Origin of the sequence: Nonomuraea harbinensis, assembly GCF_019396385.1 — a bacterium.
GTDB classification, from domain to species: domain Bacteria; phylum Actinomycetota; class Actinomycetes; order Streptosporangiales; family Streptosporangiaceae; genus Nonomuraea; species Nonomuraea ferruginea.
Map to the genome: position 1 here is coordinate 192,012 of NZ_JAHKRN010000002.1, position 14,114 is coordinate 206,125.

The window sequence follows — 14,114 nt, forward strand, 5'->3', positions numbered from 1 at the left end:
CCCGCACGCATGTCGGAGACCTTCGCCGCGCGGATCGCGCAGCTGCCGCCGGAGCGGCGCAAGCTCCTGCTGGAGCGGCTGGCAGGCGAGCGGCGGCCGCGCGCGCCGCGCACCGGCGAGCCGCCGGCCCTCTCCTTCGCGCAGGAACGGCTGTGGTTCCTGTGGTCCATGGCTCCGGACAGCTCCGCCTACAACGCCCCCGCCGCGGTACGGCTGCGCGGCCCGCTCGACGCCGAGGCGCTGGGCCGGGCGGTCGACGGGGTGGTGGCCAGACACGAGATCCTGCGCACCCGCTACGTCGCGGAGGGCGGCGTGCCCGCCCAGGTCGTCGACCCCGCCGCCCCTGTCGGGCTGCCGGTCGTCCCGGTGACGGAGGGCGAGCTGCGCCGGCTGGCCGACCGCGAGTGCGCGGCCCCGTTCGACCTGGAGCACGGTCCGGTGCTGCGCGCCACCCTGTTCCGGCTGGCGCCGGACGACCACGTGCTGCTCCTGGTCCTCCACCACATCGCCGCCGACGGCTGGTCGCTGCCCATCCTGTGGCGGGAGCTGGACGCGCTCTACCGCGGCCAGGACCTGCCCGCGCTGGACATCCAGTACGCCGACCACGCCCACCGCCAGCGTGCCGAGTCCGGCGGCGACGGGCTGGACCACTGGTGCGGCCAACTGGCCGGGGTGGAGGAACTGGCCCTGCCGCTGGATCGGCCGCGCCCCCCGGAACCCGCCCACCGGGGGCAGCTCGTGCCGGTCCGGGTGCCCGGCGACAGCGCCGCACGGCTGCGCGAGCTGGCCAGGCGGAACGGCTCGACCCCGTTCATGGTGCTGCTCGCCGCGGTCCAGGCACTGCTGTCGCGGGTGACCGGTCAGCACGACATCGCCGTGGGCACCCCGACAGCGGGACGGGATCGGCAGGACGTCGCGCCGCTGATCGGCTTCTTCGTCAACACGCTGGTCGTCAGGACCGGCACGGCCGGCGACCCCACCTTCCGCGAGCTGCTGGCCAGGACCAAGGAAAGCGTCCTGAACGCCTTCGCCCACCAGCACATCCCGTTCGAGCGCGTCGTCGAGCGGCTCAACCCGGTGCGCGAGGCCGGGCGCAACCCGCTGTTCGACGTCATGGTCACCGGCGACAGCGACGCGGCGGGCGCGCGGCCCGAGCTCGGCGGGCTGGCGGTGGAGCCGTACCCGTGCGACGGCGGCGGCGCCCTGTTCGACCTGACCTTCAGCCTGGACGACTCCTTCGCGGGCACACTGGAGTACGACGCGGAGCTGTTCGACCCGGGCACCGCCGAGCGCCTGGCCGGTCAGCTGGCCGAGCTGCTGCGGCAGGCCGCGGCCGACCCCGACCGCCCCGTCTCCGCGTACGACCTGATCAGCGAGGCCGAACGGCGGCGGCTGGCCGGATGGAACTCCACCGGGCTCGCCTTCGACCCGGAGACCGGGCTGGAGGCGCGCTTCGAGGCCTGCGCCGACGCCGCGCCCGGCGACCTGGCCCTGGTGTGCGGCGAGCAGCGGCTGACCTACGGCCAGGTGGAGGAGCGGGCCAACCGGCTCGCCCACCTGATCGCCGAGCTCGGCGCCGGGATCGACGACGTGGTGGCGGTCTGTGCGGGCCGCGGCCCCGACTCGGTGATCGCCCCGCTGGCCGTGCTCAAGGCGGGCGCCGCCTTCTTCCCCGTCGACCCCGACCAGCCCGCGGACCGGCTGGCCGCCATGTTCGCCGGGGTCGCCCCCGCGGTCGTGCTGACCGGCCCCGGCTTCGGCGCGGCCGTCCCGCCGGGGCCCTGGCGCGTCGCCGACGTCGCCGGGGCGGCCGGGCGGCCCGCGCACCGGCCCGGACGGCGGGTCCCCCCCGACGCCCTGGCCTACGTCATCCACACCTCGGGCTCGACCGGCACGCCCAAGGGCGTCATGGGCACCAGGAGGGGCCTGGCCAACCTCCGGGCCGACTGGGCCGCCCGCGAGCTCGCGGTCCGCCGCTGGCTGACGGTCGCCAGCCCGTCCTTCGACGTCTTCCTCGGTGACGTGGTCAGGAGCCTGACCTTCGGAGGGAGCCTGGTGATCGCGCCGCGCGCCCTGGCGCTCGACCCGGCCGCGCTGGCCGGCGCGCTGGCCGCCGAGCGGATCGAGGCGTTCGACAGCATCCCCGCCGTCCTGCACGGCCTGGCGGGACACGTGGCGGCCGGCGGACCGGAGCTGCCCGAGCTGCGGCTGCTGGTCTCCGGCGGCGACGCCCTGCCGGTGGCCGACTGCGACGCCCTCATGGCGACGTTCGGCCCCCGGGTGCGGGTGCTGAACGCGTGGGGCGCCACCGAGACCACCATCGACAGCACCATCCACGAGGCGCGCCGGGGCGCCCGCACCGTCTCGGGGATCGTGCCCGTCGGCCTCGCCGCCGCCAACACCGCCGTCCACGTGCTCGACGAACACGGCCGCCAGGTGCCGATCGGCGTCGTGGGCGAGCTGCACGTCGGCGGCCCCGGCGTCGCGCGCGGCTACGCGAACCAGCCCGCCGCGACCGCCGCGAGCTTCGTGCCCGACCCGTTCGCCGCGACGCCCGGCTCACGCCTGTACCGGACGGGGGACAGGGGGCGGCGGCTGCCCGACGGCGCCATCGAGTTCCTCGGCCGTGACGACGACCAGGTGAAGATCCGCGGGCACCGGGTGGAGCCCGGCGAGGTGCGCGCCGTCCTGCGCGCGCATCCCGCGGTGGCCGACTGCCACGTGCTGGCCTGGCCGGACGGACGTGACCACCGCCTGGTCGGCTACGCCGTGCCGGACGGCGCAGCGGACGCCGCCGCGCTGCGCGACTTCTGCAACGAGCGGCTGCCGCGGCCGATGTGGCTGTCGTCCGTGGTCCTGGTGGACGCGCTGCCGCGCACGCTGAGCGGCAAGGTCGACCGCTCGCGCCTGCCGGACCCGGGCCCGGGGACGCAGGGCAGGCGGGCCGCCTACGAGGCGCCGCGCACCGAGCTGGAGGTGGCCGTGGCCGCGATCTGGCGGCGCGTGCTCGACCTCGACGGCACTCCCGGCGCCGAGATCGGCGCGCACGACGACTTCTTCGACCTCGGCGGCCACTCCATGCTCGCCACGCGGCTCCGGTTCGCGCTGCGGCAGGAGCTCGGCGCCGACCTCCCGGTCACCACCGTCTTCGAGGCGCCGACCGTGGCCGCCATGGCCGCCCGCGTCGCCGCCGCCCGCCCGGCGCCCGCCCCGATCGAGCCGGCACCGCGCGAGAGCGCGCTGCCGCTGTCGTTCGCGCAGGAACGGCTCTGGTTCCTGTGGAAGCTCGCGCCCGCCAGCACCGCCTACAACATGCCGGTCTCGGTACGGCTGCGCGGCCCGCTCGACCGGGCCGCCCTCGCCCGCGCGCTCAGCGGCGTCGTCGCCAGGCACGAGATCCTCCGCACCCGCTACGTCGAGACCGACGGCCGGCCCCGCCAGGTCATCGACCCGCCCGCCCCGGTCGAGCTGGGCGACGGGCTCGACGACGCCCTGGAGCAGCCCTTCGACCTGGAGCGCGGGCCCGTGCTGCGGGCCAGGCTGCACCGCGAGCCGGACGGCGCCCACGTGCTGCTGCTGGTCTTCCACCACATCGCCTGCGACGGCTGGTCGCTGCCCGTCCTGTGGGACGAGCTGGCCGCCCTCTACCAGGGCCGCGAGCTGCCGAGACTCGACGTCCAGTACGCCGACCACGCCGTCCACCAGCGGTCCGCGGCCGAGCCGGGAAGCCTGGAGCACTGGACGGCCCGGCTGGCCGGCCTGGAACCACTCGACCTGCCCGCCGACCGGCCGCGCTCGCACACGGTCGCGGGGCACGGCGACCACGTCCCGCTCGACCTGCCCGCCGACGGCATGCACCGGCTCGCCCGCGAGCACGGCGTCACCGTCTACATGGTGCTGCTCGCCGCCGTGCACGCGCTGCTGTCGCGGCTGACCGGCCGGCACGACGTCGCCGTGGGCACCCCGGTCACCGGCCGCGACCACCCCGCCACCGAGCCGCTGATCGGCTTCTTCGTCAACACCCTCGTGCTGCGCGGCGACACCACGGGCGACCCGGACTTCGCCGAGCTGCTGCGGCGCACCAGGCGGACCGTCCTGGAGGCGTTCGCCCACCAGGACACCCCCTTCGAGCGCATCGTCGAGCGGCTCAACCCGGTGCGCGTGCCCGGCCGCAACCCGCTGTTCGACGTGCTGGTCACCTACTCCAAGGAGGAGCGCCGCGACGTCTGGACGCTGCCCGGCCTGGACGTGGAGCGCCTGGACACCCGGGTGCCCACAGCCCAGTTCGACCTGACCTTCGCCGTGCACGAGACCGGCGGCAGGCTGCACGGCGCGCTGCACTACGCGTGCGAGCAGTTCGACCGGCCGACGGCCGAGGCGATGGCGGCCCGGCTGACGCGGCTGCTCGGCGCGGCCGTCGCCGGCCCGGCCGAGCCGGTCTCGCGGCTGCCGCTGCTCAGCGCCGAGGAGAGCGGCTGGGCGGAGGGCCCCCGCCGCGACGCGGGCCCCGAACCGCTGCCACACGTCTTCTCCGGCCATGTCGCGCGTACGCCGGACGCCCCGGCGCTCGTCGCCGGAACGGCCACGTGGACCTACGCCGAGCTCGACCGCGAGGCCAACCGGATCGCCCACCACCTGATCGCGGCGGGCGCCGGACCGGAGAGCGTGGTCGCGCTCGCCCTGCCGCGCTCGGCCGAGCTGATCGCCGCCATCCTGGGCGTGCTCAAGGCCGGCGCCGCCTACCTGCCGATCGACGTGAGCCACCCCGCCGAGCGCGTCGCGTCGACGCTGCGCGACGCCCGGCCCGGGCTCCTGCTCACCTGCCGCGCGGCGGACGTGCCGTACGAGCGCAGACTGCTGGTGGAGGAGCTGGGCGGCGGACCCGACCACGACCCGGGCACGCCGCTGACGCCGGAGACGGCGGCCTACGTCGTCTACACCTCGGGTTCCACCGGCACCCCCAAGGGCGTCGTGCTGGAGCATCGCGGTCTGGCGAACCTGACGGCCAACCTGGGCGAGCGGCTGGACGCCGCGGGCGGGCCCGCGCACCGGGTGCTGCAGCTCGTCTCTCCCGGTTTCGACGTGATGGTCTCCGAACTGGCGACGGCGTTCACGCGCGGCGGCTGCCTGGTGGTCGCGCCGGCCACGTACACCGGCGAGGAGCTCGGCGCCTTCCTGCGGGAGCAGCGGGTCAGCCTGGCCCACGTGCCGCCCGCGATCCTGGCCACCGTGCCGCGCGAGCCGTTCCCCGACCTGCGCGTGCTCGTCGTCGGCGGCGAGGGCTGCCCGGCCGGGCTGATGGAGTGGTGGTCCACCGGCCGCACGATGATCAACGCGTACGGTCCCAGCGAGGTGACCGTCGACGCGACCGCCTGGCGCTGCGAGCCGGGCACGATGCTCATCGGCCACCCGCTGCCCCGCGTCCAGGCGCACCTGCTGGACGCCGCCCTCCAGCCGGTGCCCCCCGGAAGCCGCGGCGAGCTGTACGTCGGCGGCCCCGGCGTCGGCCGCGGCTACCTCGGCAGGCCGGGGCTGACCGCGGCGCGTTTCGTCGCCTGGCACGGCGGCGCCCGCCTCTACCGGACCGGCGACCTGGCCCGGCGGCTGCCCGGCGGCGCGCTGGAGTTCCTCGGCCGCGCCGACGACCAGATCAAGCTGCGCGGCCACCGCATCGAACCGGCCGAGATCGAGCACGCGCTGGGCCGGGCGCCCGGCGTCACCTCGGCGGCGGTGATCTCCCGGGGCGACCAGCTGATCGCCTACGTCGTGCCCGCGCGCGCCAACCCGGCCGCCGTCATGGCGCACGCCCGCACCCAGCTGCCCACCCACCTGCTGCCCGCGGCGATCCTGCCGCTGGACGCGCTGCCGCTCACCCCCAACGGCAAGCTCGACAAGGCCGCCCTGCCCGAGCCGCCGGCCACCCGGCACCGGCCGCCCCGCACGCCGCGCGAGGAGACGCTGCTGCGGCTGTTCAACGACACGCTCAACGCCACCCACCTGGGCATCGACGACGACTTCTTCGCCAACGGCGGCCACTCCATCCTGGCCACCCGGCTGATCAGCCGCATCCGGGGCGCGCTGAGCGCGACGCTGACCATCCGCGACCTGTTCGACCATCCGACCGTGGCGGGGCTGGCGGAGGTGCTGCGCGAGGACGCCAGGCCCGCGCTGCGCCCGATGGCCCGGCCTGACCGGCTGCCGTTGTCCTTCACCCAGCGCCGCCTGTGGTTCCTGAACCGGCTGGAGGACGCGGGCGACCACGCCCAGAACACGCTCACCTGCCTGCGGCTGCGCGGGCCGCTGGCCACCACCGCGCTGGCCGCCGCGCTCACCGACGTGGTGGCCAGGCACGAGCCGTTGCGCACCGTCTTCCCCGAGGACGCCGGCGGTCCGTACCAGCGGATTCTCGCCCCCGCCGTCCTCGGCCTGGCTCCCGAGCCGGTCACCGAGGACGACCTGCCCGGCCTGCTGACCGACGTCGCCTCGCAGGGCTTCGACCTGACCCGCGAGACGCCGCTGCGCGCCAGGCTCTTCCAGCCGGCGGCGGACGAGTACGTGCTGCTCCTGGTCGTGCACCACATCGCCTGCGACGGCTGGTCGATGGCGCCGCTCGCGCGCGACCTGGCCGAGGCCTACCGCGCCAGGCTGGAGAACCGGGCTCCCGGCTGGCGGCCGCTGCCGGTGCGCTACGCCGACTTCGCGCTCTGGCAGGACCCGGGCGACGACCACCTGGACTTCTGGCGCACCACCCTGGAGGGCCTGCCCGACCAGTTGGAGCTGCCCACGGACCGGCCGCGCCCGGCCATCGCCAGCTACCGCGGCGACACCGTGCCCTTCACCATCCCCGCCGGGGTGCACGGGCGCATGGCCGAGGTGGCGCGCGAGCACGGCGTCAGCCTCTTCATGGTCACGCAGGCGGCGCTCGCCGCGCTGCTCACCCGGCTGGGCGCGGGGAGCGACATCCCGATCGGCACCGCGGTGGCCGGCCGTACGGACGAGAGTCTCGACGACCTGGTCGGCTGCTTCATCAACACGCTGGTGCTGCGCACCGACACCTCGGGCGACCCGAGCTTCGGCGAGCTGCTCGCCCGGGTGCGGCACGCGAACCTGGCCGCCTACGAGCACCAGGAGACCCCGTTCGAGCGGGTCGTCGAGGCGGTCAACCCGACCAGGACGCTCGCCCGCTTCCCGCTCTTCCAGGTGCTGCTGGTCTTCCAGAACAACGCCGCCGCCGACCTGTCCTTCCCCGGCGTGCGCTCGGCCCACGAGCCGGTACGGCACGGCACCGCGGACTACGACCTCACCCTCGACGTCATCGAGCGCTACGACGAGTGCGGCCGCCCCGAGGGGATGGACGCCTACCTGGAGTACGCCGTCGACCTGTTCGACCGCTCGACGGCCGAGTCCATGGCCGAGCGCCTGCTGCGCCTGCTGGAGGCCGCCGTCGAGGACCCGGGCACCCGCGTCGGGGCGCTGCCCGTGCTCACGTTCGACGAGGTGGAGCTGGAGTTCGCCCGCTCGCGCGGTCCCCGGATCGAGCCGCCGGAGCTGACCGTGCCGGAGAGCTTCGAACGGCAGGCCGCCAGGACCCCGGACGCCGTCGCGGTCGTGGCGGGTGACCGCCGGTGGAGCTTCGCCGAGCTCAACCGCCGGGCCAACGCCATCGCCCACCACCTCCGCGCCCGGGGCGCGGGACCGGAGCAGCTGATCGCGCTGGCACTGCCCCGCGGCGCCGAGATGATCGCGGCGGTGCTGGGCGTGCTGAAGGCGGGCGCCGCCTACCTGCCGCTGGACCTGGAGCACCCGGCGGAGCGCATCGCCTACACGCTGGACGACGCGCGACCGCTGCTGGTGCTGGCCACGCGGGAGAGCGCGGTGCCGTACGAGCGGACCGCGCTGCTGGAGACGGTGCTGCTGGAGGAGGTGCCCGACGGCCCCGGCCACGACCCGGGCACGCCGCCGCGCCCCGGGCACGCCGCCTACGTCATCTACACCTCCGGTTCCACCGGGCGGCCCAAGGGCGTGGTGCTGGAACACGGCGGCCTGGCGCACCTGCTCGGCGCGCACCGGCACGGGCTGTTCACCGCGGCCCGCGGCGAGCGGCTGCGCATCGGCTTCGTGGTGCCGCTGACCTTCGACACCTCGTGGGACTCGATGCTGTGGCTGATGGACGGCCACGAGCTGCACGTCATCGACGACGTCACCCGCCGGACGCCGGAGGACCTGGTCGACTACATCGACGTGCACCGCGTCGGCTTCGTCGACCTCACCCCCGTCTTCATGGAGCAACTGGTCGCGGCCGGGCTGTTCGCGCCGGGCAGGCACCACCCGAAGGCGCTGATGGTCGGCGGCGAGGCGGTCTCGGCGGGGCTGTGGCGGTCGATGCGGGAAGCGCCCGTCACCGACAGCTACAACTACTACGGCCAGACCGAGTGCACCAACGACAGCACCGGATACCGGGTGCGCGACGGCGACATCCCGCTGATCGGCCACCCGCTGGCCAACACCGAGGTGCTGCTGCTCGACGACAACCTGCTGCCGGTGCCGCCCGGCGTGCGCGGCGAGCTGTACATCGGCGGCCCCGGCGTCGGCCGCGGCTACCTCGGCCGGCCGGGCCTGACCGCCCAGCGCTTCGTGGCCGCCCCCGGCGGGCGGCGCTGGTACCGCACGGGCGACCAGGCCAGGCGGCGGGCCGACGGCGCGCTGGAGTTCGTCGGCCGGGCCGACAACCAGGTCAAGCTGCGCGGCCACCGCATCGAGCTGGCCGAGATCGAGAACACGCTCGGGCAGGCGCCCGGCGTCGCCCAGGCGGCGGTCATCGTCCGCGACGACCAGCTCGTGGCCTACGTGACCCCCGAGCACGCGGACCCGGCGCGGCTGCACAGCCACGCCCTGGCCCACCTGCCGACCCACATGCTGCCCGCCGCCTACCTGCCGCTGCCCGAGCTGCCGCTCAACGCCAACGGCAAGCTCGACCGCCGGGCGCTGCCGGAACCACCGCGCACCGGGCACCGGCCGCCGCGCACCCCGCGCGAGCACACCCTGCTCGGCCTGTTCACCGAGGTCCTGGAGCGGCCGGAGCTCGGGGTCGACGACAACTTCTTCGCCGCCGGCGGCCACTCCATCCTGGCCGCCCGGCTGATCAGCAGGGCGCGTTCGACGCTCGGCGCCTCGCTGAGCATCCGCGACCTGTTCGCCGCGCCCACGGTGGCCGAACTGACCGAGCGCCTGTCCGGCGGCGGCGCCGGCGACGACCCGTTCGACGTGCTCCTGCCGCTGCGGCCCTCGGGCACGCTGCCGCCGCTGTTCTGCGTGCATCCCGTCGGCGGCGTCAGCTGGTGCTACAGCAGCCTGCTGCCGCACATCGAACCGGACCGGCCGGTCTACGGCCTGCAGGCCACCGGACCCGACCAGCCCGGCTCGGTGGCCGAGATGGCCGAGCGCTACCTGGAGGTCATCCGCCGCGTGCGGCCGGAAGGGCCCTACCACCTGCTCGGCTGGTCGTTCGGCGGCCTGGTGGCGCACGCCATGGCCGAGCGGCTGCCGGGTGAGGTCGGGCTGCTGGCCCTGCTCGACGGCTATCCCGCCTTCTCGGGCGCGGAGCGGCCGGGCATCGAGGACGCCGCCGAGGCCCGCGCCCTGCTCATGGACTCCGTCGGCTACGCGGCCGACCTCGACGAGGAGCTCGTCGCGTCGATGACGGAGACCGTGCTGCGCAACTCCAAGCTGCTCGACACCCACCGGCCCGGCCGCTACGACGGCGACGCTCACCTGTTCGTCGCCACCCGGACCTGGCCGGCCGGGCTGTCGGCGGCCGGGATCTGGGCGCCGCACGTGGCGGGACGGCTGGCCGTACACGAGATCGACTGCGACCACGACGCCATGGCCAGGGCCGAGGCGATGGCCCTGATCGGGCCGATCGTGGCCGGACACTGCCGGGAGGCATGAAGCGATGTTCAAAGTCGTCGTCAACCACGAGGAGCAGTACTCCGTCTGGCCCGAGGGCCGCGACAATCCCGCCGGCTGGACCGACGAGGGGGTCCGCGGCAGCCGTGAGGAGTGCCTGGAGCACATCTCGGCCATCTGGACCGACATGCGGCCGCTCAGCCTGAGAGGACAGCACTGATGATCAACGACGTGGTGATCGTGGGCGGCGGGACGGCTGGCTGGATGACCGCCACCTACCTCAAGAGGGCCTTCGGCGACCGGGTCTCCGTCACCCTGGTCGAATCGCCCCGCATCCCCACCATCGGGGTGGGCGAGGCGACCTTCAGCACCGTCCGTCACTTCTTCGACTATCTCGGCCTCGACGAGCGGGAGTGGATGCCGCAGTGCTCCGCCTCCTACAAGCTGGCCATCCGCTTCCAGAACTGGCGCGGCGACGGCACCCACTTCTACCACCCGTTCGAGCGGCTGCGGGTGAGCAACGGGTTCACCCTCGCCGACTGGCACCTGCAGCTGAACGGCGCGGCCGAGCCGTTCGACCGGCACTGCTACCTCACCCCGTGGCTGTGCGAGGCCCGGCGCTCGCCGAGGCTCCTCGACGGAAGCCTCTTCGCCTCCGGGCTCGACGGCTCGCTGGGCCGCTCCACCCTGGACGAGCAGCGGGCCCAGTTCCCGTACGCCTACCACTTCGACGCCGCCCAGCTCGCCGCCTACCTCACCGGCATCGGCGTACGGGGCGGCGTGCGCCACGTGCTCGACGACGTCACCGCGGTCGGCCGGGACGAGCGGGGCTGGATCAGCCACGTCTCCACCAAGGAGCACGGCGACGTGACCGGGCAGCTCTTCGTCGACTGCACCGGCTTCCGCGGCCTGCTGATCAACCAGACGCTCGGCGAGCGCTTCCGCTCCTTCACCGACGTGCTGCCCAACAACCGCGCCGTCGCGCTCCGCGTCCCGCGCGAGGAGCAGGAGCTGATCAACCCGTACACCACGGCGACGGCCATGGACGCGGGCTGGATCTGGACCATCCCGCTCTACGGCCGCAACGGCACCGGCTACGTCTACTCCGACGAGTACTGCTCCCCGGAGGAGGCCGAGCGCACGCTGCGCGCCTTCGCCGCACCCGGCCGCGACGACCTGGAGGCCAACCACATCCGGATGCGGATCGGCCGCAACGAGCGTTCCTGGGTCGGCAACTGCGTCGCGGTCGGCCTGTCCAGCGGGTTCGTCGAACCCCTGGAGTCGACCGGCATCTTCTTCATCCAGCACGCCATCGAGCAGCTGGTCAAGCACTTCCCCGACGAGCGGTGGGAGCCGCGCCTGATCGACGGCTACAACGACAGGGTCGCCAGGGTGATCGACGGGGTGCGGGAGTTCCTGGTGCTGCACTACCGCGCCGCCGCCCGCGCCGACACGCCGTTCTGGAAGGAGACGAAGGTCCGCCCGATCCCGGAGTGGCTGGCGGAGTTCCTGCCGGTCGCGGCCACCCGGCTCCCGGACGAGAGCACGATCTACCCCTACTACCACGGGTTCGAGCTCTACTCGTGGATCACGATGCTGCTCGGCCTGGGCCACTACAAGCCCGGCCCGCGCCCCGCGCTCGCCCATCTCGACCCGGCGGGGGCCAGGGCGGAGTTCGCCGACCTGCGCGCCGGGGCCCAGCGGATGGCGGCGGCGCTGCCCGCCGCCCACGAGTACCTGACGAGCTTGCGTTGACCCCGCTCGCCGAGTCCTGCCGCGCGTTCATGAGCGCCTATCCGACGGGCGTGGCGGTGGTGACGGCGATGAGCTCGGACGGCGAACCCTGCGGGCTCACCTGCTCCTCGCTGATCAGCGTCACGCTGACCCCGCCGACGCTGCTGGTCAGCATGAACGTGCACAGCCGCACCCTGGCGGCCACCGTCGACGCCGGCGGATTCGGCGTCAACCTGCTGCCCGCCAGGTCGCGGCCGGCCGCCGAGCTGTTCTCGTCGCTCACCGCCGACCGGTTCTCCGCCATCCGGTGGGCTCCCGCGGGACCGCGGCGGCTGCCCCGGCTGGAGGAGGACCTGCACGGCTGGGCGGAGTGCGCGGTGGAGCAGGTCCTGACCGTCGGGGACCACGCGGTCGTGCTCGGCCGGGTGGTCGACATCGCCAGCGACCCCGAATCCCCGCTCATGTACGGCTTCCGGGAGTACGCCACGTGGCACCGGGACGCGGAAAGGACCCTTCGTGCTTGACATCGCCCTGGTCAACATGCCGTTCGCCGACCGCAGGCGGCCATCGTTCGCGCTGAGCCAGCTCTCCTCGCTGGTCCAGCGCGACTTCGGCGACGAGGCCAGAGCACGGGTCTGCTACCTCAACCACGACGTGGTGCGCTTCTTCGGCACCGAGCTGTACGACGCCGTCGCCGAGGGCATGGAGCACCACGTCGCCGGCATCGGCGACTGGCTCTTCCGCCAGGTCGCCTTCCCGGACGCGCCCGACAACGGCGAGGAGTACTTCGGCCGCTACTTCGCCGGCCCCGCGCACGCGGCTCTGCGGGCCCGGCTGATGCGGCACCGCGAGCGGCTGGGCGAGTTCTGCGCCCACCTGGCGGAGAAGTACCGGCTGGCCGAGGCCGACGTGGTCGGGTTCAGCTCGATGTTCATGCAGACCGTGCCCAGCCTGGCCATGGCGGCCGTCGTCAAGGAGCGCTCGCCCGGCACCGTCACGGTCATGGGCGGCGCCAACTGCGAGGCGCCGATGGGCGCGGCCCTCGTGGAGCACGCAGGCCAGCTCGACTACGCCTTCTCGGGCCCCGCCCTGCGGAGCTTCCCCCGCTTCCTGCGCGCGGTGATCGACGGCGACGAGGAGACCCCGCACAGCATCCCCGGCGTCGTGTCGCGGCGCAACTGCCAGGAGGATCGCTACCGGCGGGCCATCGGCGCCGACACCGACATCGACGACTGCCTGGAGCCCGACTACGCCTCGTTCGTCTCGTCCTTCGACGAGCTGACCGCGGCCGTCGAGGACAGGGTCGAGCCGATCCTGTTCTTCGAGACCTCGCGCGGCTGCTGGTGGGGTGAGCGCTCGCACTGCACGTTCTGCGGGCTCAACGGGCAGGGCATGGCCTATCGCGCGATGACGCCGGACCGGGCCGTCGCCCAGTTCGAGCGGCTCTTCGAGTACGCGCCCTGGTGCACCGTCTACTCCTGCACGGACAACATCATGCCGCTGGAGTACCTCACCGAGGTCCTGCCCCGGCTGCGGCCGCCCTCCGGCGCGTCGATCTTCTACGAGGTCAAGGTCGGCCTCGACCAGCAGGACATGAGCGAGATGGCCAGGGCCGGCGTCGACCGGATCCAGCCCGGCATCGAGGCGCTGTCGACGGGCACGCTGAAACTGATGAAGAAGGGCTCCTCGGCGTTCCAGAACATCCAGCTGCTGAAGAACTGCGTGCGGTACGGCATCGCCCCGGCGTGGAACCTGCTCATCGGCTTCCCCGGCGAGCCGGAGTCGACCTTCGCCAAGTATCTCGACGACCTGCCGTCGCTGGCCCACCTGCCGCCGCCGGAAGGCGTCTTCCCGGTACGGTTCGACCGCTACAGCCCCTACTTCAACCAGGCCGGCGACTTCGGGCTCGACCTGCACCCGGTGGACCACTACCGGCTCACCTACCCCTTCCCCGAGGAGTCGCTGAGCCGGCTGGCCTACTACTTCAACGACCGCGCCGTCGCACCGTACATGATCGGTGTGGCCAGGTGGATCCGCCCGCTCACCGCGGCCGTGGCCGACTGGTCACGCGGCTGGGAGGACGGCGACCCGCCCGTCCTGCGGCTGGAGGAGGAGGCCGGGTCGTGGTTCGTGCGCGACTCCCGCCCGGGGACGGCGTCCCGGTACGCGCTGGACGAGGCGGTGGCGCGCACACTGCTCGTCCTCGAACGCCCCACCCGCGTGGACCGCCTGACCCCCGAGCAGGCCGGGCACCTCGGCGAGCTGCGCGAGCGCGGCCTGATCTTCACCGAGGGGGAGCGGGCGATGAGCCTCGTGCTGGCCGAGACCGGGACCGATCCGATGCCCCGGCCGCGGCGCTCACTGGTCAGCTCCCGCCGCCGGCCGCTCGTGCTGACGACCGGCTAGACGGCATCTTTGTGCCAGTCACGCGGCCGGGCCCGCCGGGCCGGCGGGCCCGGTGATGTGATCGAAGT

General features: G+C 74.1%; 5 protein-coding genes. All 5 read left to right on the top strand.

Annotated elements, in window-relative coordinates:
• Positions 1 to 9: 9 nt before the first annotated feature.
• From KME79_RS02760 to KME79_RS02780, 5 genes are read left to right on the top strand one after another with little or no spacing between them, the layout of a single operon-like run.
• Positions 10 to 9,948, top strand: a complete 9,939-nt coding sequence (locus tag KME79_RS02760) for a non-ribosomal peptide synthetase (RefSeq protein ID WP_219543185.1) — start codon at positions 10 to 12, stop codon at positions 9,946 to 9,948.
• A gap of 4 nt (positions 9,949 to 9,952) precedes the next feature.
• Positions 9,953 to 10,126 (top strand): MbtH family protein, encoded by a 174-nt coding sequence (locus KME79_RS02765; protein WP_148030373.1) that lies wholly within the window; start codon positions 9,953 to 9,955, stop codon positions 10,124 to 10,126.
• The gene (locus KME79_RS02770) at positions 10,126 to 11,661 is read left to right on the top strand and encodes a tryptophan halogenase family protein (protein ID WP_219543186.1); all 1,536 of its coding nucleotides are present in this window, start codon (positions 10,126 to 10,128) and stop codon (positions 11,659 to 11,661) included. The genes KME79_RS02765 and KME79_RS02770 overlap by 1 nt, the downstream gene beginning before the upstream one ends.
• On the top strand, positions 11,658 to 12,164 hold the full coding sequence (locus KME79_RS02775; protein ID WP_148030375.1) for a flavin reductase family protein: 507 nt from the start codon (positions 11,658 to 11,660) through the stop codon (positions 12,162 to 12,164). Before KME79_RS02770 ends, KME79_RS02775 begins: the two co-directional genes overlap by 4 nt.
• The gene (locus KME79_RS02780; RefSeq protein ID WP_219543187.1) at positions 12,157 to 14,046 is read left to right on the top strand and encodes a RiPP maturation radical SAM C-methyltransferase; all 1,890 of its coding nucleotides are present in this window, start codon (positions 12,157 to 12,159) and stop codon (positions 14,044 to 14,046) included. The genes KME79_RS02775 and KME79_RS02780 overlap by 8 nt, the downstream gene beginning before the upstream one ends.
• Positions 14,047 to 14,114 lie beyond the last annotated feature (68 nt).

Coding starts and splice junctions, on each gene's coding strand:
- KME79_RS02760 (WP_219543185.1), top strand. CDS start 10: ATGTCGGAGACCTTCGCCGCGCGGATCGCGCAGCTGCCGCCGGAGCGG.
- KME79_RS02765 (WP_148030373.1), top strand. CDS start 9,953: ATGTTCAAAGTCGTCGTCAACCACGAGGAGCAGTACTCCGTCTGGCCC.
- KME79_RS02770 (WP_219543186.1), top strand. CDS start 10,126: ATGATCAACGACGTGGTGATCGTGGGCGGCGGGACGGCTGGCTGGATG.